This window comes from Nocardioides sp. B-3 (genome assembly GCF_024703895.1).
Classification (GTDB): domain Bacteria; phylum Actinomycetota; class Actinomycetes; order Propionibacteriales; family Nocardioidaceae; genus Nocardioides.
The window spans coordinates 4176667-4202736 of the sequence record NZ_CP087968.1 but is presented as its reverse complement, the minus strand read 5'-3'; the positions used below and the strand labels follow the sequence as shown (position 1 = coordinate 4202736).

Here is a 26070-nt window from a genome sequence, read left to right as displayed (position 1 = left end):
CGAGTCTAGGCGAAGTGCAACGGGGAGTTACACACTTGTGACGAGTGTTTCACCCGAGTCTTGAGCGCGAGCACGTCGGCGAGGGTGTCCGCTTCGTCCGGTCGCTTGTCGTCGCGGTAGCGAACGACCCGTGCGAAGCGCAGCGCGACGCCGCCGGGATAGCGCGTGGACCGCTGCACTCCGTCGATCGCGATCTCGACCACCTGCTCGGGCCGCACGTGCACCACCCAGCCGGTGTCCTCGGTCATCAGCTGGGTGAAGCGCTCGGTCTGCCGGGCCAGCATCGCGTCCGTCATGCCCTTGAAGGTCTTGCCCAACATCACGAAGCCGCCGGTGTCCGGGTCGCGGGCGCCGAGGTGGATGTTGGACAACAGGCCCGTACGCCGACCGCTGCCGCGCTCCACCGCGAGCACCACGAGGTCGAGGGTGTGGACCGGCTTGACCTTCACCCACGCCGAGCCGCGTCGGCCCGCGCCGTAGGCGGCCTCGGGGTCCTTCACGATCACGCCCTCGTGACCGCTGGCCAGCGTCTCGGCCACGAACTCGGCGGCTGCAGTGACGTCGTCGGTGACCAACCGGCGTACGCGATGGGTCTCGGGCACCGGGGCGTCGAGGGCGGCCATCCGCTCGGTCCCGGGGGAGTCGAGGAGGTCGCGGCCGTCGAGGTGCAGGAGGTCGAAGAAGTAGGGCACGACGGCCGCGCCCGTGGACTGCGCCGTGCGCGAGGCGGTCTCCTGGAACGGCCGCGGTCTGTTGTCGGGGCCGAGCATCAGTGCCTCGCCGTCGAGCACGAGGTCGCCGCCGGGCAGGTTGCGCACGACCTCCACGACCTCGGGCAGCCGGGCCGTGATGTCGTCGAGGCTGCGGGTGACGAGCAGGATCTCGTCGCCGCGACGGTGGGCCTGGATGCGGATGCCGTCGAGCTTGGCGTCGATCGCGACCGGCCCCTCCTTGACCGCCTTGGCCATGGCCGCCTCGATGTCGGGGGCGCTGGAGGCGAGCATGGGGAGCACCGGGCGCCCCACCTCGAGCCCGAACTCCGCCAGCGCGGCCTCACCACCGCGGAAGGCCGCCACGGCGGCGGCCAGCGTGCTCCCGGAGAGCATCGCGCTGCGGCGTACGGCGAGGAGCGGGACGTCCGCCACCCGGGCGACCGCCTCCCGGACGAGCGCGTCGAGCGCGCCCCCGGCGGACCTCGCCGGTGACCGGGCCGCGCAGCCGGGCCTGTTCTGTGTCGGTGGCTCGTGCGAACAGGGCGTTGACGGCGTCCTTGCGCTTGTTCTGGGAGCCCGCGCCGGCGATCGCGGACAGCTCTTCGAAGGCCTCGTGGACCTCGGTGACGCTCAGCGCGGGCTCGGTCGCCGGGTCGGGGAGGTCGGACATGCCGCGCCAGCCGAGGCCGGTCCGTCGTTGCCGGAGCGTGCCGCCGAGGTAGCTCACGACCGTCTCGAGCTCCTCCGGGCCCTCAGCCACGGCGTGCCGGAGCGGGTCGGCGAGCGCGGCGACCTTGGCCTTGCGTGATCTGGTCGCGGCCACGGCGGTCGAGGTGGCCACGATCTCGGCGAGGAGCATGGGGTCAGTCTGCCCGGGGGCACCGACATTGGTCTGCGGAGCATTCGGATCGGCATACCGGACGTTTGTGCTGTTGCCGGCGTGGATTTGCAGCACAGACGTTCGGTACGTCGGGCCTGTGGAGAACCGTTCGCGGATTCCGGCGATCGTGGGGAGCATCGAGCCATGGCACACCGCTGGGATCCCAAGGCGCCCCACCCGGGGAGGCTCGTACTCCCGGTGCGCACCGACCGCGAAGGTGGGACGGGTCCGACCGCCGCTCAGGTCCGCGGTCCCCGCTGGCGCACCACCTCCTACGGGTTTCACGTGCCGGCCGACACTCCGGTGGATGTGCCGGAGCAGTGGATCGCCGAGGCATCGGTCCGGTTGCCTCCGGGCGGTCGGATCACGGGTTGGGCAGCCTGCCGACTCCATGGGGCCAACTTCTTCGACGGGCTCGGTCGCGACGGGCGAACCGGGCTCGCGATCCCAGTGGCGATCGGTGCTCGCGGTCGCATACGTCACCGAGCCGGATTGAGGGTCGTCCACTGGCCCGTGCCGGCACAACATCACGCCGTCCGGCACGGACTCGCGACCGTGGACGAGGTGTGGGCAACCGCGGACGCCGCTCGGCTGGCGGGAAGCCCGGTCGAGGCAGTCGTGGTCATCGACATGATGTGCGCGGCCGAGGTCGTCTCGATCCGGCAGCTGCGCAAGAGCGGGCTGTGGTTTGCGCCGGGCGTTCTTGACGAGGCGAGTGAGCACTCCCGATCCCCCAACGAGGTGCGGTGCCGGCTCCAGTGCCGCTTCGCCCTACCCGGCGTTCGCTGGCTGGTGAACGTGCCCGTCTACGACGTGTCGGGACGGCTTCTCGGGATCGCCGACCTGATCGATCTCGAGGCGGGTCTTGTCGTGGAGTTCGACGGCGCCGACCACCGTGAGGCAGCGCGGCACACTCGGGATGTGGTCAAGGAGGATGCGCTCCGACGGGTCGGCCCTGGAGGTGGTCCGGGTGACCGGCAGCGAGGTCGACGACCAAGGCCCGGTTGCGGCGCGGATTCGCGCCGGGCGCGACCGCGCGAAGTTCGAGGCCGCGGCCGACCGGCGCTGGGTGGCTCGCCCGCCGGAGGACACCTTGCACGACCGGATCGAGGAGCGGGCGATCTTGAGAGGCGTGGACCGGGCGACCGGCTGACCTACCGGACGTTTGTGCTGTTTCCGACGCGGATCTGCAGCACAGACGTCCGGTACGGCGTCAGCCGCCGATGCGCGTGCGCACCTCGAACAGCTCTGGGAAGAACGTGAGGTCGAGGGCGCGGCGCAGGAAGTCGACGCCGGAGGAGCCGCCGGTGCCGACCTTGTGGCCGATGGTGCGCTGGACGACCCGGAGGTGCCGGAAGCGCCACTGCTGGAAGTTGTCCTCCACGTCGACCAGCTCCTCGCACGTCTCGTAGACACCCCAGTGCTCGGCGGGTGCGGCGTAGACCTGCGCGAAGACCTCGACGAGACCGGGGGAGGAGGGGTGGCGGCGGGTCACGTCGCGGGTGAGCACCTCGGCCGGCACGTCGTAGCCCCGGCGGGCGAGAAAGGCCGAGAACTCGTCGTACAGGGAAGGCTCGGAGAGCAGGGTCGAGAGCGACTCCTGCGCGACCGGGTCGTGCTTGAAGACCTTCACCATGTCGGCGTCCTTGTTGCCGAGCAGGAACTCGACCTCGCGGTACTGCGCCGACTGGAAGCCCGAGGAGGTCGCGAGGAAGGGGCGGATCTCGGCGTACTCGCTCGGCGTGAGCGTGGCGAGCACGGACCACTGGTCAGTGAGTACCCGCTGGATGTGCTTGACCCGGGCGAGCCGCTTCAGGGCCGGCGACAGGTCGTCGGAGGCCAGCAGGGCCCGCGCGGACCGGAGCTCGTGCACCATCAGCTTGAGCCACAGCTCGGACGTCTGGTGCTGGATGATGAAGAGCAGCTCGTCGTGCTGCGGGGGATCGCTCTGCGGTTGCTGGGCGGCCATCAGCAGGTCGAGGCGCAGGTAGTCGCCGTACGACATCTGTCGCGTGAAGTCCTGTTCGATGCCGGGCTCGATCTCGCGTTGCTCTCCCATGCAGGCAGCGTACGGTTCCCGCATGCAGGAGCGGACCCGGGAGTGGCGACCGGCGTGGCCGTGCCCGGCCGGCTCGATCCTGCGCCAGCAACGCCGCGGCAGCTCGGACCCGAGCTATCGCATCGACGCGGCCGGTGCGCACTGGCGAGGCGTAGCACGCACGCCGGACGGTCCGGCGACCCTGAAGATCACCCAAGCCCCGACCGGCGAGGTGCATGCGAGCGCCCGGGGGAGAGGGCGCCGAGTGGGTGCTCGAGTCCGTCCCGGGGCTCCTCGGGGCACTCGACGACGTGAGCGGATCCGACCCGATCCACCCGCTCGTGGCCGAGGCTCGGCGCCGGCGACCGCACAGCCGGTTCGGGCGGAGCGGCCTCGGTCGTGCAGACGCTGATCCCGAGCATCATCGAGCAGAAGGTGACCGGCCGGGAGGCCTTCGCCGGCTACCGCTCGCTCGTGCTGCGGTACGGCGAACGCGCACCCGGCCCCACCGACGAGCTCAAGCTCTGGGTGCCGCCCGATGCGGCCACCGTCCGGATGATCCCGAGCTGGGCGTGGCTGGAGATGCACATCGACCGGGCCCGGTCGCGGGCCATCGTCACCGCCGCACGGGTCGCCGAAGCCCTCGAGCGGCACGACGGGCCCGAGGACCTCGACCGACGGCTGCGGAGCCTGCCCGGCATCGGGGTGTGGACCAGCGCCGAGGTGCGTGCACATGCCCCGGGCGACCCCGACGCGGTGAGCTTCGGCGACTACCACGTCGCCAAGGACATCGGCTGGGCCATGACGGGCACTCCGTTCACCGACGCCGAGCTCGAGGCCTACCTCGAGCCGTGGCGGCCCCAGCGCAACCGGGCAGTGATGCTGATCCATGGCTTCGCCGGCGGCCGGCCACGTCGTGGCCCGCGGATGTCACCGCGCACGCACCTGCCCGGACGCACTCCCGGCAGTCGTTAGAGCAGCGGGCGCAGCGGCCACAGGACGTACTCCGTGAACTTGCGGTGCAGGTCGCGCGCCTCCCACTCCCGGCTGGACAGCTCGAGCGAGTTGGACTCGTCGCGGACGAAGATCTCCTCGAGCACGGCGGCCATGGACTCGTCGATCACCTCGACGTTGATCTCGTAGTTGCCCCCGGAGGCTGAGGCGGTCGACGTTCGCCGTACCGACCGTCGACCAGTTGCCGTCGATGGTCGACGTCTTCGCGTGCACCATCGCGTCCTTGAAGCGGAAGATCCGCACCCCAGAGCTGAGCAGCTGGGAGAAGTAGCCGCGCGAGATCCAGTCGGCCACGATGTGGTTGGACTTCAGCGGAAGCAACAGCCGCACGTCGACGCCGCGGGCGGAAGCGTCCTTGAGCGCGTCGACGAAGTCCCGGTCCGGGATGAAGTAGGCGTGCGTCATCCAGATGTTGTCGGTGGCGCGGGCGATGGCCTCGAGGTACATCGACCGGATCGGGAACATCCACAGCCGCGGCACGTTGCGCGCGAACCGGATCCGCGGCTCCCACACCGACGCCGTCTCCAGCAGCAGGGGCCGCTCGCTGCGACCGATGCGCTTGCGCCGGTTGAGGTTCCAGAAGTCGGCGAAGGTCCGCTTGAGGTCCCACACGCCCGGACCCGTGATGCGGACGTGCGTGTCGCGCCATTCCGTGGCGTACGGCGAACCGATGTTGTAGCCCCCGACGAACCCGACCTCCTCGTCGACGACCGGGATCTTGCGGTGGTCGCGGCCGTAGCGGCGCAGGTCCCAGAACCGCCAGCCGGCCGACCAGATCGGATAACGGATGACCTTGATCGAGGACGGGAAGCGCCGGAACCGGGCCGAGACGACGGTGTTCGCGAAGCCGTCGTAGATGCAGTAGACCTCGACGCCGCGCTCGGCGGCCCGGATCAGCGCGGTCTTGAACCGCTCGCCGATGTCGTCGCCCTTCCAGATGTAGGTCTCGAAGAGGATCTGCTTCTTCGCCCCGTCGATGGCGGCGAGCATGTCGTCGTAGAGGTCCATCCCGAACGTGTACGTCGTCAGCGTCCCCTCGCCGATCTCGACGGTGCGCGGAGGCGTGACCGGGAAGGGCTTGGGCTTCTTGCCGCGCCGGCGGTAGGAGTCCACCAGCGAGAGCGCGATGGCCAGCGCGACCCGGAACCCGAAGACCGCCATCAGGGTCCGGCGTACGGGCGTCAGGACGCGGGCGAGGGTCACGGGGACAATCTAGCGACGCTCTGGGCACCGATGTCGGTGGTCGCCCGTAGGCTCGACTCATGCGTCCAGTGACAGATCTCGAGCGCCGCGTGGCCCCGTTCAAAGTCGTCTCCGACTACACCCCGTCCGGCGACCAGCCGACGGCGATCGCGGAGATCACCGAACGCATCGCCGGCGGCGAGAAGGACGTCGTGCTGCTCGGCGCGACCGGCACGGGCAAGACCGCGACGGTGGCGTGGGTGGCGGAGCAGCTGCAGCGCCCGATGCTGGTGCTCCAGCCCAACAAGACGCTGGCCGCGCAGTTCGCCAACGAGCTGCGGATGCTCTTCCCGGACAACGCGGTCGAATACTTCGTCAGCTACTACGACTACTACCAGCCCGAGGCCTACGTCCCGCAGACGGACACCTACATCGAGAAGGACTCCTCGATCAACGAGGAGGTCGAGCGGCTGCGCCACAGCGCGACCAACTCGCTGCTGACCCGACGCGACGTGATCGTGGTCAGCACGGTGTCCTGCATCTACGGCCTCGGCACTCCCCGAGAGTACGTCGACCGGATGCTCCGGCTCCGGGTGGGCGAGGAGCACGACCGGGACTCGATCCTGCGGCGGCTCGTCGAGATCCAGTACACCCGCAACGACATGACCTTCACCCTGCGGCACGTTCCGCGTGCGTGGAGACACCCTCGAGATCTTCCCGGTCTACGAGGAGCTGGCGGTGCGCATCGAGTTCTTCGGCGACGAGATCGAGCGGCTGATGACGCTGCACCCGATCACCGGCGAGATCATCACCGAGGACCGGGAGCTGCACGTCTTCCCCGCGACCCACTACGTCGCCGGGCCGGAGCGCATGGAGCGTGCGATCAAGGGCATCGAGGAGGAGCTCGAGGAGCAGCTCGCCACCTTCGAGCGGCAGGGCAAGCTGCTCGAGGCCCAGCGGCTGCGGATGCGCACGACCTACGACGTCGAGATGATGCGCCGAGTCGGCTCGTGCTCGGGCATCGAGAACTACTCGATGCACATGGACGGCCGCACCCGCGGGAGTGCGCCCAACACGCTGCTCGACTACTTCCCCGAGGACTTCGTGCTCGTGGTGGACGAGTCGCACGTGGCGGTGCCGCAGGTCGGCGGGATGTATGAGGGTGACATGTCGCGCAAGCGCAACCTCGTCGACCACGGCTTCCGGCTGCCGAGCGCGATGGACAACCGGCCGTTGAAGTTCGAGGAGTTCCTCGACCGGATCGGGCAGACGATCTACCTCTCCGCGACCCCCGGCAACTACGAGCTGGACAAGGTCGGCGGCAAGGAGAACACCGTCGAGCAGATCATCCGTCCGACCGGCCTGATCGACCCCGAGGTCGTGATCAAGCCGACGAAGGGTCAGATCGACGACCTGATCCACGAGATCCGCACCCGCTCCGACAAGAGCGAGCGCGTGCTGGTGACGACGCTGACCAAGAAGATGTCCGAGGACCTCACCGACTACCTCCTCGACGCCGGCATCCGCACCCGCTACCTCCACTCAGAGGTCGACACGCTCCGGCGCATCGAGCTGCTCAAGGAGCTGCGGATGGGGGAGTACGACGTCCCGGGTCGGTATCAACCTCCTCCGAGAGGGCCTCGACCTGCCGGAGGTGTCGCTGGTGTCGATCCTCGACGCCGACAAGGAGGGCTTCCTGCGCTCCGACAAGTCGCTGATCCAGACGATCGGTCGCGCGGCCCGCAACGTGTCCGGCCAGTGCACATGTATGCCGACAAGATCACGCCGTCGATGGAGATGGCCATCGACGAGACCAACCGCCGTCGCGCCATCCAGGGTTGCCTACAACACCGAGCGCGGCATCGACCCGCAGCCGCTGCGCAAGAAGATCGCCGACATCACCGAGATGCTGGCTCGCGAGGACGAGAACACCCGGGAGCTGCTGCAGACCCGGGCCGACGTCGGGGTCAAGGGCCGGGCCGGGGGAGTCAAGGCCGGCAAGTCCCCGACCCCCGCGCTCTCGAAGATCAAGAACACCCTGCCCGACGCTGCGGGGCTTCCGTCCAGCGACCCGGCCGAGCTGATCCAGCAGCTGACCGACCAGATGCGCGCGGCCGCCGCCGAGCTGCAGTTCGAGGTCGCAGCCCGCATCCGCGACGAGGTCAACGAGCTCAAGAAGGAACTACGACAGATGATGGAGGCAACCAAGTGAATTCAGCGATCGACCTCGGACACCTCGTCTCGGGCGACGTCATCGACCTGATCCCGGCCGATCACGTCCGTTTCTGAGTCCCTCATGCGCCAGCTGCGTGACTCCAGCAGCGACCGCGACGCCGTACGCCATGCCTTCTCCGAGCTGCATGTCGCGCACGCGACGGCCGAGGAGGAGATCGTCTACCCGAAGCTGCGCCGCAAGCAGGCGATCACCGGGCACGAGCAGGAGCACGGCGAGGAGGAGCACGCAGAGGGCAACGAGGCGCTGCTCAAGGTCCTCGAGCTCAAGGGCACCGACACGCAGGCCTTCGACGATGCCGTCGAGGAGCTGTGCAAGGCGGTGAACCACCACCCGGCCGAGGAGGAGCTCACCATCCTCAATCCGGCGCGCGAGGAGGTCGGGCCGAAGGTCCGCGCCGAGCTCGGCGAGGCATTTGCCAAGCGTCGCAACGAGCTGATCGCCCGGGGGTGCGGATCGCTCGCCCGAGTGCGGGCCATCGTGAAGGCCGCCGAGCGCGAGGGCCTGCTGGACGACGCATAACCCGGGTCCCGACCCGGTCGTTGACCTGACCGTCACCGAATCACCGATGCTTCGTTGTCCAAAACGAGAACGTGTTCTATTCTTCGTCGGTCCGGTCAGGGAGGGTTGGTGTATGGGTTTCTCCGCGCTCTCCGTGGTCCGTGGACCGGGCGAGCTCGCCGCGATGGTCATCGACGTCACGAAGCTGACCTTCACCACCCGCTTCCAGTTCCGTGAGTTCATCGAGCAGGCGTGGTTCATCACCAGCGTCACGCTGATGCCGACGATCCCGGGTCTCGATCCCGTTCGGTGCGGTGATCTCGCTCCGTGTCGGCAACCTGACCAGCCAGCTGGGCGCTCAGTCGTTCGCCGGTGCCACCGCGGTGCTCGCGACAGTCCGCGAGGCCGCCCCGATCGCCGCGGCGCTGATCATCGTGGAGCCGCCGGCTCGGCCATCTGCTCCGACATGGGCGCGCGCAAGATCCGCGAGGAGATCGACGCCATGGAGGTCCTCGGCGTGGACCCGATCGCGCGCCCGGTCGTCCCGCGCGCCCCGGCCACCGTCTTCGTCAGCCTGATGATCATCGGCATCGTGATCTCCGCCGGCATCGGCGGCGGCTACTTCTTCACTGTCATCGTCCAGGGGCGGTTCGGCCGGCGCGTTCCTCTCCAGCTTCACCGCGCTCGCGTCCATCACCGACCTGTATGTCGCGATGGTCAAGGCCGCACTCTTCGGCTTCCCCGGCCGCCATCGTCGGCGCGTACAAGGGCCTCAACGCCGGCGGTGGCCCCAGCGGCGTCGGGCGCGCGGTCAACGAGAGCGTGATCCCGGCCTTCATGCTGCTGTTCTTCCTCAACGCGATCATCACGGCGCTGTACTTCCAGCTCGTGCCGCAGCCGGGGCTCTGATCCGATGAACCCATTGAGCAACCGCCTCGAGGAGTACGGCGACCAGCTGCTCTTCTACGCCAAGGCGCTGGCGTGGACCCCGCGTGCCCTGCGCAGCTACCGCCGCGAGATCTACAACACGCTGGCCGAGGTGGCGTTCGGCGCCGGTGGGCTGACGCTGATCGCCGGCACGGCGGGCGTGATCGCGTTCCCGGCGTTCTTCGCCGGCACCGAGGTCGGCATCCGGGGCTACGCGTCGCTCAGCCAGATCGGCGTCGCCAAGTTCACGGCCTTCATCTCGGCCTACTTCAACACCCGCGAGGTGGCACCGCTCGTCTCCTCGATCGCGCTCGCGGCCACGGTCGGTTGTGGCTACACCGCTCGGCTCGGCGCCATGCGGATCTCCGAGGAGATCGACGCCCTCGAGGTGATGGGCATCCCGAGCCTGCCGTTCCCGGTGACGACCCGGATGATCGCCGCCTTCATCGCGGTGATCCCGCTCTACATCATCGCGCTGCTGGCGTCCTACCTCTCGCCCCGGCTGATCACGACGCTGATCTACAAGCAGTCGGCGGGCACCTACGACCACTACTTCATCCAGTTCCTGCCGCCGATCGACATGTTCTGGTCGTTCCTCAAGCTGATCATCCTCGCGGTCATGATCATCCTGATCCACTGCTACTACGGCTACACCGCCAGCGGTGGTCCAGCCGGCGTGGGCGTGGCCGTCGGACGCGCGATCCGCACCTCGATCGTGACCGTCGTGGTCGCCGACTTCTTCCTCAGCTTCGCCATCTGGGGCTCCACCACCACTGTGCGGATCACGGGGTAGCGGCCGTGCTCGTCAACATTCGCCACGACACGAGGGCCGAGCACGTCCGGTTGCTCGTCGCCGGGATCGCCTACCTGACGGCGATGGCCCTGCTGATCGCGCTGTCCATCGCGATCTACCAGAAGAAGTTCACCGACGTCACGACGATCCGGGTCCGAAGCGGACCGCGCCGGCCTCCAGCTCGCGAAGTTCGGCGACGTGCGCATGCATGGGGCGCTCGTCGGCGACGTACGCACCATCGAGCAGGACGGCGAGCAGGCCGTCATCACGCTGGCGCTGCGCCCGGAGGCGGCGCGGACGATCCCGGAGAACATCTCCGTGGAGATCTTGCCGACGACCCTGTTCGGGCAGAAGTACGTCTCGCTGGTGCTGCCGAAGACCGGGGCCTCGACGACGATGCTCGCGGACAACGCGGTGATCCCGGCCAGCCGGGTGCGCACCAACGTCGAGATCCAGACGATCCTGGCCAACCTGTTCCCGCTGCTGCGAGCGGTGAAGCCGGCCGATCTCAACGCCACCCTCTACGCCCTCTCGCACGCACTGACCGGCAAGGGCGACGACACAGGCGAGACGCTCGAGGAGCTCGACGCCTACCTCCTCGAGATCAACGACCACCTCCCGCAGCTCCAGACCGATCTGCGGCTGCTCGCCGACGTGTCCGAGACCTACGAGCTGGCGGCGCCCGACCTGCTGCGACTGCTGCGCAACGCAACCGTCTCGGCCCGCACGCTCGCCCAGAAGAAGGACGAGTTCGGCCAGACCCTGCGCGCCGTCACCGGGCTCTCCGTCAGCGCCCGCAACACGCTGTCGGCCAACGAGCAGGCCCTCATCCAGCAGGGCGCGTACGGCGTCCCGCTGCTGTCGCTCCCGGACACCTACTCGCCCGAGCTGCCCTGTGTCCCGGACGGGATCGTGCGCCAGAAGGCCAACACCCAGAACGTCTTCCGGGACGGGATCATCCACCAGACGCTCGAGCTGGGGGCGCCGCAGCGCAAGTCCTACACCGCCGCCGACGCACCGGTCTACGGGGAGGTCGGCCACGGCCCGTGGTGCCCGGGCCTGCCGGCGAACTACCAGAACCCGGCTCCCTTCCTGCCCCTCAAGGACGGCACCACCGACGACGAGCCCGGAGGTGGGCTGGAGTGAACGCACGCAACGCCGGGACCGTCAGTGCCGGCATCAAGCTCGGCATCTTCACGGTGGTCTCGATCGTCTTCACCACGACGCTGGCCGTGATCATGGGCGGCATCGGCCTCGGGCGAGCACACGGAGTTCAGGGGCATCTTCTCGAGTGCCAGTGAGCTCAAGAAGGGCGACGACGTCCGGGTCGCCGGCGTCTCGGTCGGTGAGGTGACCGACGTGGAGATCCACGGCGCCAACCAAGCGATGATCTCGTTCACTGTCAAGAGCGAGGTCCCGATGACCACGGACTCGCGGGCCAGCATCCGCTTCCTCAATCTCGTCGGCGACCGCTACCTCGCGCTCGAGCAGGGCGACCCGCAGGCCGAGCGGCTGAGCGACGGGGCGACCCTGCCGGTCAGCCAGACGCGCCCGGCTCTCAACCTGACCGCGCTGTTCAACGGCTTCCAGCCGCTCTTCGCGGCCCTCAACCCCGAGGACGTCAACCAGCTCTCGATGAACCTGATCCGAGTGCTGCAGGGCGAGGGCGGCACGATCACCGGCCTGCTCCAGCAGACCGGCGAGCTCACCAACTCGCTGGCCGACCGTGACCAGCTGATCGGCGAGGTGATCGTCAACCTGACGACGCTGATGCAGACCGTCGACGGCAACCACCAGCAGCTCGGCGACCTCATCACCAACCTCGAGAAGTGGACCGGCAACGTCGCGCGCGACCGGTTCACGATCGGCAAGTCGCTGGAGAACATCTCCACGCTCTCCGTGACGCTCTCCGACCTGCTGACCGAGACACGTCCGCTGCTCAAGCAGGACGTCGCGCAGCTGCGCCGGCTCTTCACCGTGCTGGCCCGCCCCGAGAACAAGGCGATGCTCGACGAGGCCCTCGAGACGCTGCCGACGATGCTGTCGCGGCAGACCCGGATCGGCGTCTACGGCTCCTGGTACAACTACTACCTCTGCGAGTTCACCGGCGGCATCGTGCTCCCCGCCGAGCTGGCCGACACGCTGCCGCCCGACGTGGTCAAGCAGATCGCGCAGTTCACCATGCACTCGACCGTCGACAGGTGCAAGCGCTGATGGCCCGCCACTCCGACCGCAAGATCCTGCGCCCGGGCGCCATCACCCCGGTGGGGCTGCTCGTCGTGATGGCCGCGTCCTTCAACCTGCAGAAGTTCCCCGGGTTCCGCGGCACGACCTACCACGCGGAGTTCATCGACGCGAGCGGGCTGCACGTCGGCAGCGAGGTCCGGGTCGCGGGCATCCGCGTCGGTCGCGTGCAGGACATCCGGATCCAGCAGGACAAGGTGGTCGTCGACTTCGAGGTCAAGGACGCCACCCCCGGGTGACGAGTCCCGGGCCGAGGTGCAGGTGCAGAACCTGCTCGGTGAGAAGTTCCTGCACCTGACCACGATCGGCAGCGAACGGCTCGACGACGGCGGCACCATCCCGGTCGACCGCACCGACGTCACCTTCGACATCGTCGGCACCCTCGGCCAGCTCACCACGCAGACCGAGGAGACCCAGAAGAAGTCGCTCTCCGAGGCCCTGAACACGCTCGCGGAAGTGATCGACCGAGGCCGCCCCGGAGGTGAGGAGCAGCTTCACCGGCATCTCGCGGCTGTCGCAGACGATCGCGTCGCGCGACGAGGAGATCGGCGACCTGCTGGAGAGCTCGGCGGAGGTCACCAGCCTGCTCGACGAGCGCAAGGGCGACCTCGTCCAGCTGATGGAGAACGCCGACCTAGTCTTCGCCGAGCTGCGCAAGCGCAAGCAGGCGATCCACGACCTGCTGGTCCACGTCCGCCAGCTCGCCGACGACCTCGAGGGCGTGGTCGAGGACAACCGGGAACAGCTCCGGCCGACGCTCGACCGGCTCGACGAGGTGCTCACCTTCCTGAAGGCCCGCGAGGACAAGCTGCAGACGCTGCTCCACAACTACGGCCCCTACGTGAACATCCTCGGCAACATCATCGGCACCGGCCCGTGGTTCGACGCCTATCTCCCCAACATCACCGGCGTCTTCAGCGGCGAGTTCGTCCCGGGAAAGAGGTGACCTGACATGTTCAGAACGCATCAGTCCGAAGGCTCTCGGGATCGGTCTCGTCCTGCTCCCCGGTGGTGGCTGCGGTCGTCTCGTTCCTGCCCGGCCGGGACACCCGCACCGCGACCCTGCACTTCTCCCGCACGGTCGCGATCTATCCCGGCTCCGAGCTGCGCGTGATGGGCGTCAAGATCGGCCGGGTGGACGCTGTCGTGCCCGAGGGCAACTCGGTGCGCCTCGACGTCACCTACGACCGCGCTACACGCTGCCCGCCGAGGCCGAGGCCGCCATCGTCACCCCCACCCTCGTAGCCGACCGCTTCGTCCGGGTCTTCCCCGTGTACGTCGAGGGCGAGCCCGCGCTCGAGGACGGCGGCGACATCCCGCTCGAGCGCACCAACACCCCCATCGAGCTGGACCGCATGTACAAGGCGCTCGACGACGTGTCGTTGGCACTCGGCCCCGAGCCGGGCGAGCAGTCCGGGCCGCTCAACAACGTCATCACCGCGGGCGCGAAGGCGCTGGAGGGCAACGGCGAGCTCGGCGGGGAGGCCATCCGCAACCTGTCGGCCGCCGTCGAGACGTTCAGTGACAACCGCGGCCCGCTCTTCGAGAACGTCCGGTCGCTGGCCTCGCTCAGCGAGGAGCTGGCGGGCAACGACGCGCCTCGTCAACCGCTTCATCGGCAACCTCGCCGGTGTCTCGTCCCAGCTCGCGGGGAGCGGGCAGAGCTGCGCAAGGTGCTCGCCGCCCCGGCCAGAGTGCTCGGCACCGTCCGCGGCTTCGTCAAGGAGAACCGCGGCAAGCTGGCCAAGGACATCGAGCTGCTCGGCTCCGTGCTCGGCACGGTGGAGAAGGAGAAGGACGCGCTCGCGCTGGTCGCGCAGAAGGGCCCGCTCGCGATGGGCAACCTTGCGATCGCGTTCGACCCGGTCACCGGCACCTTCGGCTCGCGCGTCAACGCCGCCCCCGCCTTCGAGGACCCGACGCAGTTCCTGTGCGACACGCTCAAGAACAACGCCGCGATCAAGCAGCCGGGCGAGGTCTGCCAGCTGCTCACCGACGTGCTCGCCCCGGTCCTCGGCACGTCGCAGGGCGGCGGCGCGAACGGCCGGACGGCCGGCCCCACGAGCCAACCGATGGCACCCGTCGGCGACATCGGCGCCCTGATCGGGGGTGGCCAGTGAAGATCCGAATCGTGACGGTCCTCCTGACGCTCCTCGTGCTCGCCACCGGCTGCAAGTTCGACGGCGCCGAGGACCTGCCGCTGCCCGGCGGGCCCAACACCGTGGCGGAGGAGGACGGGTTCGAGGTCACCGCCGACTTCACCGACGTCCTCAACGTCGTGCCGCGCACGCCGGTGATGGTCGACGACGTGCCGGTCGGCCGAGTGCTCGAGGTCGAGCGCTCCGGCTGGCACGCCGAGGTGACGATGCGCGTGCGCAAGGACGTCGTGCTCCCGGGTTCCGTGATCGCCGAGGTCCGCCAGACCAGCCTGCTGGGGGAGAAGTACATCGCGCTGGTGGAGCCCGCTCGCGATGCGCTCCCCGCGGCGGCGACGCGGCAGCTGTCGGAGGGCGACCACATCCCGCTCGCCCAGACCGGCCGCAACCCGGAGGTCGAGGAGGTGCTGGGAGCGCTGTCCTTCCTGCTCAGCGGTGGCGGCGTCGCGCAGATCAAGACGATCAGCCGGGAGCTCAACGCGATGATGAACGGGCGCTCCGACGAGCTCCGCGACGTCCTCGGCCGAGTCGAGTCGCTGGTCACCGCGTTGAACGGGCAGAAGACCGACCTGATTGCCGCCTTCGACTCGGTCAACGAGCTGAGCAAGACCCCGGTGGACGAGAAGCAGGTGATCGCCGACGCGCTCGACTCGATGGGTCCGGCGCTCGCCGTGCTCAACGAGCAGCACGACGCCCCGGGTGCGGATGCTGACCGAGCTGGACGAGCTCGGGGTCGTCGGGACCCGGGTCATCAACGCGACCAAGGACAACCTGGTCTCGCAGCTGCGCCACCTCGAGCCGGTGCTGCGCAAGCTCGCCGACACCGACGAGAACCTCGTGCCCGGTCTGGTGTCGCTGGCCAGCTATCCGTTCCCCCTCGAGGCCGCCGACGTGATCAAGGGCGACTACGCCAACGTGGCGTTCCTGATGCAGATCAAGCTCACCCCCGTGTCCGAGGGCGGGCTCATCCCGTCCACGCTGGACGAGCTCCAGCAGGTGTGCCTCAGCACCCCGCTGGCGCCGGTCTGCACCCAGAGCGACACTGCGCTCGACCAGCTGTGCGCGGGTGCGCCCGGCCTGCCGCTGTGCCGCCCGGCCACGCTGGCCCGGGTGCCGGCCGCCGTGAGGAGTGCCCGGTGACCCGCGGCGTACGCATCCGGCTGATCGCCTTCATCGTGACCAGCGCGATCGGGATCCTCTACGTCTCCAGCAGCTACCTCGGGCTGGTCGACCGCGTCCCGGGCCGCGGCATCGAGGCGCACGCGACGCTGCCGACCTCCGGTGGCCTGTTCATCGGCTCGGAGGTGACCTACCGCGGCGTCAAGATCGGCAAGGTCTCCGACATGACGGTGACCGGCGAGGGCCTCAACGTCGACCTCGCGCTCGACGAGGAGACGAGGCTGCCGGTCAACTCGCCGATGTACGTGCACAACCTGTCGGCGGTGGGTGAGCAGTACCTCGACTTCGAGCCGCCCGCCACGCAGGGCCCGTTCGTGCGGGACGGCGACCGGTTGACCGGTGACGCCGGGTCGCTGCCCATCGGCGAGGACGTGCTCCTGCGCCACCTCAGCTCCCTGATCGGGTCGGTCGACAAGGACAACCTCGGCATCGTCGTGGACGAGCTGGGTGACATGTTCCGCGACAACGCGACGCCGCTGCGCTCGATCGTCGACAACGGCCGGGCCTTCATCCTCGACGCCCGCGCCAACCGGGACGCCACCATCCGGCTGCTCGACGCGGCCCAGCCCGTGCTGGAGACGCAGGCCGCCAACAAGGAGAACATCCGTTCCTTCGCGCGCGACCTGGCGCTGCTCACCGACACGCTGGCGGCCTCGGACAAGGACGTGCGCACCGTGCTGACGCAGGCGCCGGCGACGGCCACCGAGGTGCAGGCGCTCGTCGAGGACCTGCGCGTCGTGCTGCCGCCGTTCCTGATCAACACCATCCGGGTGACCCGCGTGCTGGCCGAGCGACGCGACGGCCTCGAGCAGCTGCTGGTGACCTTCCCGCGGCTGCTGGCGGCCGGCCCGACGGCGCTGGCTGACCTCGACGGACAGAAGTACGGCCGGGTCAACCTCAACCTCAACCGGGACCCGCCGCCGTGCACCGACGGCTACCTGCCGCCCTCCCAGCGACGCTCACCCAATGAGACTTCTTTCGTCGAGTTCTTCCCGGCCGAGTGTCGCAGCGGTGCGCCTGTCAATATGCGTGGCATGAAGTACGCACCTCCGCCGCGCACGATCGACGTCCTGACCGGGGCCAACTGATGAACCTGCGCCGTCTCAACCTCGTCCTGCTCGTCCTCGGGCTCGCCCTCGGCGCCACCCCGGCCGTGCTCCTCACCCGCGGCAGCGAGGCGCTGCCCGGCCAGACCGCGGCGGAGCAGCGCAGCCAGCTCTACGTCGACGTGAGCCGGGCAGCCACCGCGCAGGTGCAGGCCTTCCCGGGCGTCGACCACGACAACGTCGATGCGCAGGCGCAGGCGGTCCCTGGACGGCGCCACCGGTGACTTCAAGGAGCAGTACGCAGCCGAGGTGGACAACATCAAGGAGTCGGCGCGCGAGCAGGAGTCCACGGCCGTGCCGAGCGTGCTCGAGGTCGGGATCAGCGCCGTCGACACCTCGACGGCGACCGTCTTCGTCGCCGCCAACACCCGGGTCACCAGCAAGGCCACGAAGGGTGAGACCAAGACCGTTCCCCGGGCGGATCCAGCTCGACATGGAGAAGGTGGATGGGCGCTGGCTCACCTCCGGACTCCAGTTCGTGGGTTGAGAGCGATGAGATCAGACGAGCGCGCCTGTCCCTTCTGCGCCGAGACCATCAAGGCCGCGGCGATCAAGTGCCGCTACTGCGGATCCGACCTGCCGCCGGAGGCGGAGGAGCCCGTCGTCGAGCCGGAAGCGCGGCCTGAGGAAGAGCCGCAAGCGAAGCCGAAGCCGGGCCTCGTCGGCAGTGCACGGCTGGCCGCCCTGCTCACGGCGATCGTGGTCGGGCTGGCCGTCTTCACCGGCTTCACCGTTTACGACGAGCTGAACCCGCCGCAGGGAGCGGCGCCGGAGAGTGGCCAGATCACCGACGAGGACGCCCGCACCGGCGTGCTCGTGGCTGCCGCCGACCTGAGCCAGCGAGTGCTCACCTACCACCACGACACCTTCGACCGGGACCTCGAGGTGGCGGCGGCCCGGTTGACGCCGGCCTTCCGCGAGGAGTACGACTCGGCCATGGAGCAGGTGCGGGCCAACACGGAGAAGAACAAGATCTCCCGGGGAAGCCACCGCCGTCTCCTCGGCCATCATCTCGGCCACGGCCGAGAAGGCGCAGGTGCTGGTCTTCATCAACCGGGGAGACGTCGTCGGCGAGGACGAAGGCCAACCAGCTGGTCCGCAACCGGCTCGTCGTCGATCTCGTCCGCGAGGACGGCGACTGGGCGATAGCGGGAGTCAACGCACTCGGCTAAGGTAGAACGTGTTCTAACAGTGAGGGAGAAAACGTCGTGCCGCAGGTTGATCTGCTCATCGTCGGCGCGGGCCCGACGGGTCTCTTCTCCGCCTACTACGCGGGCTTTCGCGGGCTGTCCGTGGCCGTCGTCGACTCGCTGCCCGAGCTCGGTGGCCAGATCACCGCGATGTATCCCGAGAAGGCGATCCTCGACGTCGCCGGCTTCCCCACGGTCAAGGGGCGGGACCTCGTGGCCGGGCTGGTCGCCCGGGCCGACACCGCCAAGCCGGAATACTTCCTCGACCGCACGGCAGAGACGCTGACCCACCGGGGCGACCGCGTCGTGGTCGGCCTCGACGACGGCACCCTCATCGACGCCGGCGCGGTCCTGATCACCGCCGGCATCGGCAAGTTCAGTCCACGTGCACTGCCCGCCGGTGACGGCTGGGTGGGGCGAGGGCTCGAGTTCTTCGTGCCCAGCTTCGCGCCGTACCACGGCAAGGACGTCGTGATCGTCGGCGGCGGCGACAGTGCCTTCGACTGGGCCCAGCACCTCGAGCCGATGGCGAAGTCGGTGACGCTCGTGCACCGCCGCGACGCTTTCCGCGCGCACGAGCGCACCGTCGCGGCCGTCCGCGAGTCCTCGGTCGAGATCATCACCAAGGCCCGGGTGACCGCCGTGCGAGGCGACAATGCCGTCGAGGAGGTCGAGATCCTCGTCGACGGCCGGGAGCCGATCGTGCGGCCGGCGCAGGCGGTCGTCGCCGCCCTCGGCTTCATCGCCGACCTCGGCGCCCTGCAGGGCTGGGGCATCGCCACCGAGAAGCGGCACGTCGTTGTCGACTCGTCGATGCGGACCAACCTCGATCGGGTGTTCGCCGCCGGGGACATCACCGAATATCCCGGCAAGGTCCGGCTGATCGCCGTCGGCTTCGGCGAGGCCGCGACCGCCGTCAACAACGCGGCGGTCGCGATCGATCCGTCCGCCCACGTCTTCCCCGGCCACTCCAGCGAAGGATGAGGAGCTCTTGATGAAGGTGAAGGTCGACTTCGACCTCTGCGAGTCAAACGCCATGTGCGAGGCACTGGCGCCCGACGTGTTCGAGCTGGACGACGACGACTACCTCGTCGTGAAGAAGGAGGACGTCGGTCCCGACGACCTCGAGTCCGTGCGCCGCGCCGTGGCCTCGTGCCCCCGCGCGGCGATCTCGCTCGAGGAAGCCGTCAGCGAAGGATGAGCCTCGAAGGAAAGGTCGCCGTCGTCACCGGCGCCGGCGCCGGTCTCGGCCGCGCCGAAGCGCTCGCCCTCGCCGACCGGGGAGCGCGGATCGTCCTCAACGACCTGCCCGGTGCCGCCGACGGGGCGGCGGAGGAGATCAGGTCTCGTGGCGTCGAGGTGCGCATCGTCACCGGCGACGTGGGGGAGCGCAGCACCGCCGACGCGATGGTGAACACCGCGATCGGCGAGTTCGGATCGCTCGACATCGTGGTCAACAACGCGGGGATCACCCGGGACAAGATGCTCTTCAACCTCAGCGACGAGGAGTGGGACCTCGTCCTCAGGGTGCACCTGCGCGGCCACTTCCTGCTGACCCGCAACGCCGCCGCGCACTGGCGGGCCCTCTCGAAGGAGACCGACGGTCAGGTCTACGGCCGCATCGTCAACACCGCGTCCGAGGCGTTCCTGTCCGGGTCGCCGGGGCAGGCCAACTACGCCGCGGCCAAGGCCGGCATCACCGCGCTGACCCTCTCGGCCGCCCGCGGCCTCGGTCGGATCGGCGTCACCGCCAACGCCATCTGCCCGCGCGCCCGCACGGCCATGACCGAGTCGGTCTTCGGTGAGGACACGTCGGGCCCGGCGGTCGACCCCTATTCACCCGACCACGTCGCGCCGTTCGTCGCCTACCTCGCCTCACCGGCCGCCGAGCGCATCACCGGCCGGGTCTTCGTCGTCTACGGCGGCATGGTCGCCCTCCTCGCAGCGCCGGTCGTCGAGCAGCGCTTCGACGCGACGGACACCGCGTGGACGCAGGCCGACCTCGAGACCCAGCTCGGTGGCTACTTCGCCGACCGGGACCCATCTGTCGGCTTCGCGGCCGATTCCGTCATGCAGCTGAAGATCTGAGAGGCACGTTTGATGAGTCGTCTGGACGGCAAGGTCGCCATCGTCACCGGCGGAGCACAGGGACAGGGCGAGGCCATCGTGCGGGCCTTCGTCGCCGAGGGCGCGTCGGTCGCGATCGCGGACATCAACGAGGTGGGCGGGCAGGCACTGGCCGACGAGCTCGGGGAGCGCGCGCACTTCACCCGGCACGACGTGTCAGACCCGGCGTCGTGGGAGGCGCTGGTGGCCGACACCAACGAGCGCTTCGGCCCGGTCAACGTGCTCGCCAACAACGCCGGCATCCTGCGCTTCGGTGACATCGACACGATGCCGCTCGCCGAGGCGCAACTCGTGTGGGGGTCAACCAGCAGGGTTGCTTCCCGGGCATGCAGGCGGTCACGCCGACGATGAAGAAGAACGGCGGCGGCTCGATCATCAACGCCTCGTCCGTCGAGGGCCCGGGCGGGATGGGCTCGCTGGTGGCCTACTGCGGCTCCAAGTGGGCCATCCGCGGCATGACCAAGGCCGCCAGCCACGAGCTCGCGCGGCGCCGGATCCGGGTCAACTCCGTGCACCCGGGCATGATCGACACCCCGATGACGCAGGAGCACGGCGGTGCCGCAGCGATGGAGTACGGCGCCACCAAGGTGCCGATGCGACGGGTCGGGACGCCTGCCGACATCGCTCCGACCTACGTCTTCCCGGCCAGTGACGAGAGCAGCTACATCACCGGTGCCGAGATCGCCGTCGACGGTGGGGTCACCGCGACCCACGCCTTCGGCGGATGACGCACCGATTCGCCACGCAAAAGGATGTGGCGTGGATCCGCGAGGCCACTCCGCTCGGGACCACGATCGCGTCCGCGATCCCGCCGGTGTTCCGGGCCTACGCCACTGTGCTCGACCCGCAAGACGGGCGGGCCGAGAGCGTCTCGGCGATCATGGAGGTCCTGCGGGAGCACACGCCGAAGGACGGTCTGTGGTGGGTCGGCTACCCGGACACAGGAGCGGACGACGTCGTGTTTCCCGAGGCCGTGCGCACTCGCCTGTACTCAGGCTGGGACTACGTGGTCGTCAACGCGACTCCGGAGCAGGCGCAGCAGTGGCGCCGGGACCCGAGCTCGTGGCGCGCTCCGGGCCCCGACCTCGTCTTCCCCGAGGATCGCTCCCTGGCTGATGTCGTGGCTGTGGGACGACACCCGGCGTTGCTTCGGAGGGTCGGAGGACTTCATCGACGGCCTGCTCAGTCAGGGCGTGCTCCAAGCCCGGCGGGTCCGCCCGGGCGAAGACATGACCCCACCGGGCCGGGAGACGCGCTGACCGCTCAGCGCAGGATGAGCCGGACCGCGCGCTCCATGTGGGCCGCGGTCTCCTCGGCGGTGCTGCGACCGGTCACCCACGCGACGAGCGCGGAGAGCCAGACGTCGCCGATGACCCGGGCGATGGCGATGTCGTCGTCGCTGATGTCGTCGCTGTCCGGGTGCATGGCCCGGGTCAGCATGCGCGTCAGCAGCATGCCGACGGCGTGAATCTCCTGCGCGGCCGACTTGTCGGCGAACATGAACGCCCGGGTCAGCGCGTCGGTCAGGTGCGGGTCGCCCTGCAGTCCTCGGGTCGTACGGCGAAGCACGGTGATCACCCGGTCGGCGGGCGTGTCGCCGGAGATGGCCTTGGTGGCCAGCACCTTCTCGGCGCGCTCGAACTCACGCGCGAGCGCGGTGACGAGCAGGTGGATCTTGGAGGGGAAGTAGCGGTACAGCGTGCCGAGGGCGACCTCGGCCTGCTCCGCGACGGCGCGCATCTGGACGGCGTCGAAGCCGCCCGGGAGGCCAGCGCGATCGTCGCGTCGAGGATGCGCTCGCGGCGCTCCCGCTGCGCGTTGGAGCCGAGCTCGTCGCTCGCCACCGCGTTGGTGCTGCTCACCCTTTGCCTCCGGTTCGTCTTCATGTGTAACTGTCTGTGACAGGGGGCACAGGGCTCGGTGGAACAGTCCCCTGGTCCTGCCCAGTTGAACACCGCGAAGAGGTTACCAACGGGTGAGACATAATAGGAACACGTTTCACTTCTAGAAAGGTCGCGGCGCGTGCGCATTGCATTGCTGTCCTATCGGAGCAAGCCACACTGCGGCGGCCGGGGGATCTACATCCGGCACCTCAGCCGGGAGCTGGTCAACTTGGGCCACGAGGTCGAGGTGTTCTCCGGCCAGCCCTATCCCGAGCTCGACGAGGGCGTCGTGCTGACGGAGGTGCCCAGCCTCGACCTCTACCGCGAGCCCGACCCCTTCCGTACGCCGAAGCCGAGCGAGTTCCGCGACCTGATCGACGTCGAGGAGGTCCTGACGATGTGGACCGCCGGCTTCCCGGAGCCGAAGACGTTCAGCTCGCGAGTCGCGCGGCTGCTCAAGGACCGGGTCGACGACTTCGACATCGCCCACGACAACCGGTGTCCCTGGGCTACGGCATGCTCGAGATCGAGAAGATGGGGCTGCCGCTCCTCACCACGATCCACCACCCGATCAGCTTCGACCGTCGCATCGACCTCGCGGCCCCGCCGGCACGGCGCAAGAAGCTCTCGCTGCGCCGGTGGTACGGCTTCTTGCGCATGCAGGCCAAGGTCGCCCGCCGGGCGCGCACGATCCTGACGCCGTCGGACACCTCGGCGCGCGACATCGCCACCGACTTCGGCGTCGACCCGGCCCGCATGGAGACCGTGCTGCTCGGTGTCGACGACGCGTTCGTGCCGCCGACCGTGGCGCGCGTGCCCGGCCGGATCCTGGCCATGGCCAGTGCCGACGCCCCGATGAAGGGCATCGCCACCCTGCTCGAGGCCTTCGCCAAGCTTCGCACCGAGCGCGACGTGGAGCTGCTGCTCGTCACCAAGCCCGAGCCGGGCGGTCGCACGGAGAGGCTGATCGACAGCCTCGGCATCGGCGAGCACGTCACCTTCGTCAACGGCGTCTCCCGGGACGAGCTCGTTGCGGTGATGGGCTCGGCCGAGCTCGCCTGCGTGCCCTCGCTCTACGAGGGCTTCTCGCTGCCCACGGCAGAGCTGATGGCGTGCGAGACGCCGCTGGTCGTCTCCCGCGCCGGTGCGATCCCCGAGGTGGTCGGCCCCGACGGCGAGTGCGCCATCATGGTGACGCCCGGCGACGTCGGCGAGCTGGAGCTGGCGCTCCCGGAGCTCATCGACGACCCCGAGCGCCGCGCCCGCATGGGCAAGGCAGGCCGCGAGCGGGTGCAGCGCCTGTTCAGCTGGCGGGCCGTGGCCGCGGCCACCGCCGCGGCGTACGAACGAACGATCCGGGACTATCGTGCCGAGCACGACGGCATCAATGGCGCCCGAGGCGCGAGCAAGGAGAACACCAGTGCTGACCGTTGATTTCGACCGCTCGGGCCTGCGCCCCGGCGACCGGGTGCTCGACATGGGCTGTGGCGCGGGTCGTCACGCCTTCGAGATGTACAAGCGGGGCGCCGACGTCGTCGCCTTCGACCGGGACGCCGACGAGCTCGCGACTGTTCGTGAGTGGTTCGGCGCGATGAAGGAGGCCGGCGAGGTGCCGGCAGGTGCCGAGGCCGACGTCAAGGAGGGCGACGCGCTCGCGCTGCCCTTCGCCGACGGCGAGTTCGACCGCATCGTCGCCGCCGAGGTGCTCGAGCACATCCACGCCGACGTCGACGCGATCAAGGAGCTGGTCCGGGTGCTGCGCCCCGGCGGCACGCTGGCGATCTCCGTGCCGCGCTGGCTGCCCGAGGTCATCAACTGGAAGCTCTCCGACGACTACCACAACGCCGAGGGCGGCCACATCCGGATCTACACCGACCACGAGCTGGTCGACAAGGTCACCAAGGCCGGCAAGTTCAACGACGGCACGCCCGGCGACGCGATGGTCTTCGAGGGCAAGGGCTATGCGCACGGGCTGCACGCGCCGTACTGGTGGATCAAGTGCGCCGTGGGTGTCAACAACGAGGACCACCCGCTCGCGAAGGCCTACCACAAGCTGCTGGTGTGGGAGATCATGAAGAACCCCAAGGCGCTGCAGCTGGCCGGCAAGGTGCTCGACCCGATGATCGGCAAGTCGATGGTGCTCTACTTCCGCAAGCCGGAGACCGCTGCCGCAGCTGCTGCCTCGACCGATGCGGCCTGACGTCATCCTGACCGCTGCCCGGGTCGAGGAGACGGCGGCGTCGATCGCGGCCATGCAGGAGCCCTCCGGGGCGATCCCGTGGACGATCGGCGAGCACACCGACATCTGGAACCACGTCGAGTCGGCCATGGCGCTGCTCGTCGGCGGCCGAGTCGAGGCCGCCGGGCGCGCCTACGACTGGGCCGTCTCGATGCAGCGTGCCGACGGCTCGTGGCCGATGAAGATCGTCGCCGGCGAGATCGAGGACCACTCGGGCGAGACCAACATGTCGGCCTACCTCGCCGTCGGGGTCTGGCACCACTGGCTGATCCGTCGCGACGAGGAGTTCGTACGCCGCCTGTGGACGACCGTGCGCCGCGGCCTCGACTGGGTCGTCAGCATGCAGCTGCCCTTCGGTGGCATCGCGTGGTCGCAGGAGTGGGCCGCTGGTTCGCCCGCGAAGGTCAACGCCGACGCGCTGCTGGCCGGCTCGTCGAGCATCTACCAGAGCCTGCGCGCGGGCGTCGCGCTCGCCGATCTGATGGACGACCCTGCAGCCGGAGTGGGAGCTCACCGGTGGCCGGCTCGGCCACGCGCTGCGCGAGCACCGCGACCTGTTCCCGGACAAGTCCGAGTTCTCGATGGACTGGTACTACCCGGTCCTCGGCGGAGCCGTCCGTGGCGACCTGCTGCGCGCGAGCTGATCGACTCGCGCTGGGACACGTTCGTCGAGGCGGGCCTCGGCATCCGTTGCGTCTCGAGGAATCCATGGGTGACCGGCGCGGAGACGTGCGAGCTGGTGATGGCGCTCGACGCCATCGGTGACCGGCAGCGCGCCGTACAGCTGCTGGCAGACATGCAGCACCTGCGCGCGGAGCAGGGGAAGTACTGGACCGGCTACGTCTTCCCCGACGACGTGAACTGGCCCGCCGAGCACACGACCTACACCGCGGCGGCCGTGATCCCGGCCGTCGACGCGCTCACCCACACCAGCGCGGGCGCCGACATCATGCGCGGCACCACACTGGCCGCCGACTTCGCGGAGATCGCGCTCGAGTGCGGCTGCCCGTCAGGCGACCGGGTCTCCAGCCTCTCCTGACGTCCGCTCCAGCACCCGCATCGAGCCCAGCGCCTCCACCTCGGTGAAGGCGCCGCTCGCGAGCGCCGGCAGATAGATCTGCTCGTACGGCGGTCGCCCGCCGTCCGCAGGGTCGGGGAAGACGTCGTGGATCACGAGCAGTCCGCCTCGTTGCACCCACCGCACCCAGCCCTCGAAGTCGGCACGGGCCGGCTCGGCGCCGTGCCCGCCGTCGATGAACAGCAACGCGAGCGGCGTACGCCAGTGCTTCGCGACCGCTGTCGAGGTGCCGATGACGGCAATGACCTGCTCCTCGAGACCGGCGTCCTCGATGGTGCGGCGGAAGTGCGGCAGCGTGTCCATCCGGCCGGTGCGTGGGTCGACGACGCTGGTGTCGTGGTGCTCCCACCCGGCCCGGTTCTCCTCCGAGCCGTGGTGGTGGTCCACCGTGAAGACCGTGCCACCTGCCTCACGCGCGGCCGCCCCGAGGTAGACCGCGGACTTGCCGCAGTAGGTGCCGACCTCGAGCAGCGGGCCCTTCTCGGCCTGCTGCCGGGCGTAGCGGTGCAGCAGCAGCCCCTCGTCCTCGGGCATGAAGCCCTTTGCGTTCAGGGCATGGTCCAGCCAGTCGGTCACGGGGCGAGACA

Annotated in this window: 31 protein-coding genes and 2 pseudogenes; 26 read left to right on the top strand and 7 right to left on the bottom strand. The window is 69.3% G+C overall.

From position 1 onward, the window contains the following. Positions 1 to 5: 5 nt before the first annotated feature. Positions 6 to 1145, bottom strand: a complete 1140-nt coding sequence (locus tag LP418_RS27835) for an ATP-dependent DNA ligase (protein ID WP_336275847.1) — start codon at positions 1143 to 1145, stop codon at positions 6 to 8. After that, positions 1054 to 1572 carry a hypothetical protein gene (locus LP418_RS31835; protein ID WP_336275846.1) on the bottom strand — a complete coding sequence of 173 codons (519 nt, stop codon included), beginning with the start codon at positions 1570 to 1572 and terminating at the stop codon, positions 1054 to 1056. Before LP418_RS31835 ends, LP418_RS27835 begins: the two co-directional genes overlap by 92 nt. A 306-nt stretch (positions 1573 to 1878) precedes the next feature. Between LP418_RS31835 and LP418_RS27830 the strand changes: the two genes are divergently transcribed. Next, positions 1879 to 2856 (top strand): hypothetical protein, encoded by a 978-nt coding sequence (locus LP418_RS27830; RefSeq protein ID WP_257954490.1) that lies wholly within the window; start codon positions 1879 to 1881, stop codon positions 2854 to 2856. Here the strand turns inward: LP418_RS27830 and LP418_RS27825 are convergent. Further along, positions 2807 to 3652: a tryptophan 2,3-dioxygenase gene (locus LP418_RS27825; RefSeq protein WP_257954489.1), complete on the bottom strand. Its 846-nt coding sequence runs from the start codon at positions 3650 to 3652 to the stop codon at positions 2807 to 2809. The genes LP418_RS27830 and LP418_RS27825 overlap by 50 nt on opposite strands. Positions 3653 to 3674: 22 nt before the next feature. Between LP418_RS27825 and LP418_RS27820 the strand changes: the two genes are divergently transcribed. Both LP418_RS27820 and LP418_RS27815 read left to right on the top strand, forming a co-directional pair. Next, the gene (locus LP418_RS27820; protein WP_257954488.1) at positions 3675 to 4043 is read left to right on the top strand and encodes a hypothetical protein; all 369 of its coding nucleotides are present in this window, start codon (positions 3675 to 3677) and stop codon (positions 4041 to 4043) included. Then, positions 4031 to 4606, top strand: a complete 576-nt coding sequence (locus tag LP418_RS27815; RefSeq protein ID WP_257954487.1) for a DNA-3-methyladenine glycosylase family protein — start codon at positions 4031 to 4033, stop codon at positions 4604 to 4606. The genes LP418_RS27820 and LP418_RS27815 overlap by 13 nt, the downstream gene beginning before the upstream one ends. Here LP418_RS27815 and LP418_RS27810 read toward each other — a convergent pair. Further along, on the bottom strand, positions 4562 to 5848 hold the full coding sequence (locus LP418_RS27810) for a phospholipase D-like domain-containing protein (protein ID WP_257954486.1): 1287 nt from the start codon (positions 5846 to 5848) through the stop codon (positions 4562 to 4564). The genes LP418_RS27815 and LP418_RS27810 overlap by 45 nt on opposite strands. 59 nt (positions 5849 to 5907) lie before the next feature. Here LP418_RS27810 and uvrB point away from each other — a divergent pair. The 9 genes and pseudogenes from uvrB (at position 5908) to LP418_RS27765 (ending at position 12764) form a co-directional block, all read left to right on the top strand. Next, positions 5908 to 8039: pseudogene (gene uvrB / locus LP418_RS34885) on the top strand (excinuclease ABC subunit UvrB). 84 nt (positions 8040 to 8123) lie between these two features. After that, positions 8124 to 8582, top strand: coding sequence for a hemerythrin domain-containing protein (locus LP418_RS27795; RefSeq protein ID WP_257954485.1), 459 nt, complete (start codon positions 8124 to 8126; stop codon positions 8580 to 8582). A gap of 112 nt (positions 8583 to 8694) precedes the next feature. After that, entirely contained in the window at positions 8695 to 9387 is a 693-nt protein-coding gene (locus LP418_RS27790) for an ABC transporter permease (RefSeq protein ID WP_442940049.1), read from the top strand. Beyond that, a complete protein-coding gene (locus tag LP418_RS34880; RefSeq protein WP_442940338.1) occupies positions 9312 to 9470 on the top strand; it encodes an ABC transporter permease in 159 nt (52 codons plus the stop codon). The genes LP418_RS27790 and LP418_RS34880 overlap by 76 nt, the downstream gene beginning before the upstream one ends. Before the next feature lie 13 nt (positions 9471 to 9483). Next, positions 9484 to 10281, top strand: a complete 798-nt coding sequence (locus LP418_RS27785; protein ID WP_442940048.1) for an MlaE family ABC transporter permease — start codon at positions 9484 to 9486, stop codon at positions 10279 to 10281. Between the two features lie 204 nt (positions 10282 to 10485). Beyond that, positions 10486 to 11427, top strand: coding sequence for an MCE family protein (locus tag LP418_RS27780; RefSeq protein ID WP_257957214.1), 942 nt, complete (start codon positions 10486 to 10488; stop codon positions 11425 to 11427). Beyond that, positions 11424 to 11582, top strand: a complete 159-nt coding sequence (locus LP418_RS27775) for a hypothetical protein (protein ID WP_257954483.1) — start codon at positions 11424 to 11426, stop codon at positions 11580 to 11582. Before LP418_RS27780 ends, LP418_RS27775 begins: the two co-directional genes overlap by 4 nt. Continuing rightward, positions 11563 to 12495 carry an MCE family protein gene (locus LP418_RS27770; RefSeq protein WP_257957213.1) on the top strand — a complete coding sequence of 311 codons (933 nt, stop codon included), beginning with the start codon at positions 11563 to 11565 and terminating at the stop codon, positions 12493 to 12495. Before LP418_RS27775 ends, LP418_RS27770 begins: the two co-directional genes overlap by 20 nt. Beyond that, positions 12495 to 12764, top strand: coding sequence for an MlaD family protein (locus LP418_RS27765; RefSeq protein WP_257954482.1), 270 nt, complete (start codon positions 12495 to 12497; stop codon positions 12762 to 12764). The genes LP418_RS27770 and LP418_RS27765 overlap by 1 nt, the downstream gene beginning before the upstream one ends. Here the strand turns inward: LP418_RS27765 and LP418_RS27760 are convergent. After that, positions 12742 to 13023: a hypothetical protein gene (locus tag LP418_RS27760; protein WP_257954481.1), complete on the bottom strand. Its 282-nt coding sequence runs from the start codon at positions 13021 to 13023 to the stop codon at positions 12742 to 12744. The two genes, LP418_RS27765 and LP418_RS27760, sit on opposite strands and share 23 nt — an antisense overlap. Between LP418_RS27760 and LP418_RS27755 the strand changes: the two genes are divergently transcribed. From LP418_RS27755 to LP418_RS34875, 10 genes and pseudogenes are all read left to right on the top strand, one after another. Further along, positions 13007 to 13471 carry an MCE family protein gene (locus LP418_RS27755; RefSeq protein ID WP_257954480.1) on the top strand — a complete coding sequence of 155 codons (465 nt, stop codon included), beginning with the start codon at positions 13007 to 13009 and terminating at the stop codon, positions 13469 to 13471. The two genes, LP418_RS27760 and LP418_RS27755, sit on opposite strands and share 17 nt — an antisense overlap. Positions 13472 to 13533: 62 nt before the next feature. Continuing rightward, entirely contained in the window at positions 13534 to 13770 is a 237-nt protein-coding gene (locus LP418_RS27750; RefSeq protein WP_257954479.1) for an MlaD family protein, read from the top strand. Positions 13771 to 13796: 26 nt separating this feature from the next. Continuing rightward, positions 13797 to 14645: an MCE family protein gene (locus tag LP418_RS27745; RefSeq protein WP_257954478.1), complete on the top strand. Its 849-nt coding sequence runs from the start codon at positions 13797 to 13799 to the stop codon at positions 14643 to 14645. A gap of 11 nt (positions 14646 to 14656) precedes the next feature. Then, complete coding sequence (locus LP418_RS27740; protein ID WP_257954477.1) at positions 14657 to 16948, top strand: MCE family protein; 2292 nt, start codon at positions 14657 to 14659, stop codon at positions 16946 to 16948. Continuing rightward, on the top strand, positions 16948 to 17190 hold the full coding sequence (locus LP418_RS27735; protein WP_257954476.1) for a hypothetical protein: 243 nt from the start codon (positions 16948 to 16950) through the stop codon (positions 17188 to 17190). Before LP418_RS27740 ends, LP418_RS27735 begins: the two co-directional genes overlap by 1 nt. Beyond that, positions 17150 to 18115: a hypothetical protein gene (locus tag LP418_RS27730; protein ID WP_257954475.1), complete on the top strand. Its 966-nt coding sequence runs from the start codon at positions 17150 to 17152 to the stop codon at positions 18113 to 18115. Before LP418_RS27735 ends, LP418_RS27730 begins: the two co-directional genes overlap by 41 nt. 59 nt (positions 18116 to 18174) lie before the next feature. Then, a complete protein-coding gene (locus LP418_RS27725) occupies positions 18175 to 19140 on the top strand; it encodes an NAD(P)/FAD-dependent oxidoreductase (protein WP_257954474.1) in 966 nt (321 codons plus the stop codon). 10 nt (positions 19141 to 19150) lie between these two features. Beyond that, positions 19151 to 19357 carry a ferredoxin gene (locus tag LP418_RS27720; RefSeq protein WP_257954473.1) on the top strand — a complete coding sequence of 69 codons (207 nt, stop codon included), beginning with the start codon at positions 19151 to 19153 and terminating at the stop codon, positions 19355 to 19357. Beyond that, positions 19354 to 20244 (top strand): 3-oxoacyl-ACP reductase, encoded by an 891-nt coding sequence (locus tag LP418_RS27715; protein WP_257954472.1) that lies wholly within the window; start codon positions 19354 to 19356, stop codon positions 20242 to 20244. Before LP418_RS27720 ends, LP418_RS27715 begins: the two co-directional genes overlap by 4 nt. Positions 20245 to 20256: 12 nt before the next feature. Beyond that, a pseudogene (locus LP418_RS34875) lies at positions 20257 to 21011 on the top strand (glucose 1-dehydrogenase). 535 nt (positions 21012 to 21546) lie between these two features. On the opposite strand, the gene LP418_RS27700 reads toward LP418_RS34875, so the two are convergent. Beyond that, positions 21547 to 22023 carry a TetR family transcriptional regulator gene (locus LP418_RS27700; protein WP_257954469.1) on the bottom strand — a complete coding sequence of 159 codons (477 nt, stop codon included), beginning with the start codon at positions 22021 to 22023 and terminating at the stop codon, positions 21547 to 21549. A gap of 282 nt (positions 22024 to 22305) precedes the next feature. Here LP418_RS27700 and LP418_RS27695 point away from each other — a divergent pair, with 282 nt between their 5' ends. From LP418_RS27695 to LP418_RS27680, 4 genes are read left to right on the top strand one after another with little or no spacing between them, the layout of a single operon-like run. After that, complete coding sequence (locus LP418_RS27695; protein WP_442940047.1) at positions 22306 to 22863, top strand: glycosyltransferase; 558 nt, start codon at positions 22306 to 22308, stop codon at positions 22861 to 22863. Then, a complete protein-coding gene (locus LP418_RS27690) occupies positions 22755 to 23600 on the top strand; it encodes a glycosyltransferase family 4 protein (RefSeq protein ID WP_442940337.1) in 846 nt (281 codons plus the stop codon). Before LP418_RS27695 ends, LP418_RS27690 begins: the two co-directional genes overlap by 109 nt. Continuing rightward, complete coding sequence (locus LP418_RS27685; protein ID WP_257954467.1) at positions 23587 to 24366, top strand: class I SAM-dependent methyltransferase; 780 nt, start codon at positions 23587 to 23589, stop codon at positions 24364 to 24366. Before LP418_RS27690 ends, LP418_RS27685 begins: the two co-directional genes overlap by 14 nt. Beyond that, the gene (locus tag LP418_RS27680; protein ID WP_257954466.1) at positions 24356 to 25444 is read left to right on the top strand and encodes a prenyltransferase; all 1089 of its coding nucleotides are present in this window, start codon (positions 24356 to 24358) and stop codon (positions 25442 to 25444) included. The genes LP418_RS27685 and LP418_RS27680 overlap by 11 nt, the downstream gene beginning before the upstream one ends. On the opposite strand, the gene LP418_RS27675 is transcribed toward LP418_RS27680, so the two are convergent. Then, positions 25415 to 26059: a class I SAM-dependent methyltransferase gene (locus LP418_RS27675; protein WP_257954465.1), complete on the bottom strand. Its 645-nt coding sequence runs from the start codon at positions 26057 to 26059 to the stop codon at positions 25415 to 25417. The two genes, LP418_RS27680 and LP418_RS27675, sit on opposite strands and share 30 nt — an antisense overlap. Positions 26060 to 26070: the final 11 nt, after the last annotated feature.

Excerpts from the sequence above, each read along its gene's own strand:
- LP418_RS27720 (WP_257954473.1), top strand. The coding sequence starts at position 19,151 with ATGAAGGTGAAGGTCGACTTCGACCTCTGCGAGTCAAACGCCATGTGC.
- LP418_RS31835 (WP_336275846.1), bottom strand. The coding sequence starts at position 1,572 with ATGCTCCTCGCCGAGATCGTGGCCACCTCGACCGCCGTGGCCGCGACC.
- LP418_RS27700 (WP_257954469.1), bottom strand. The coding sequence starts at position 22,023 with ATGCGCGCCGTCGCGGAGCAGGCCGAGGTCGCCCTCGGCACGCTGTAC.
- LP418_RS27680 (WP_257954466.1), top strand. The coding sequence starts at position 24,356 with ATGCGGCCTGACGTCATCCTGACCGCTGCCCGGGTCGAGGAGACGGCG.
- LP418_RS27730 (WP_257954475.1), top strand. The coding sequence starts at position 17,150 with ATGCGCAGGCGCAGGCGGTCCCTGGACGGCGCCACCGGTGACTTCAAG.
- LP418_RS27715 (WP_257954472.1), top strand. The coding sequence starts at position 19,354 with ATGAGCCTCGAAGGAAAGGTCGCCGTCGTCACCGGCGCCGGCGCCGGT.
- LP418_RS27790 (WP_442940049.1), top strand. The coding sequence starts at position 8,695 with ATGGGTTTCTCCGCGCTCTCCGTGGTCCGTGGACCGGGCGAGCTCGCC.
- LP418_RS27825 (WP_257954489.1), bottom strand. The coding sequence starts at position 3,652 with ATGGGAGAGCAACGCGAGATCGAGCCCGGCATCGAACAGGACTTCACG.
- LP418_RS27765 (WP_257954482.1), top strand. The coding sequence starts at position 12,495 with ATGGCCCGCCACTCCGACCGCAAGATCCTGCGCCCGGGCGCCATCACC.
- LP418_RS27735 (WP_257954476.1), top strand. The coding sequence starts at position 16,948 with ATGAACCTGCGCCGTCTCAACCTCGTCCTGCTCGTCCTCGGGCTCGCC.
- LP418_RS27780 (WP_257957214.1), top strand. The coding sequence starts at position 10,486 with ATGCATGGGGCGCTCGTCGGCGACGTACGCACCATCGAGCAGGACGGC.
- LP418_RS27820 (WP_257954488.1), top strand. The coding sequence starts at position 3,675 with ATGCAGGAGCGGACCCGGGAGTGGCGACCGGCGTGGCCGTGCCCGGCC.
- LP418_RS27795 (WP_257954485.1), top strand. The coding sequence starts at position 8,124 with ATGCGCCAGCTGCGTGACTCCAGCAGCGACCGCGACGCCGTACGCCAT.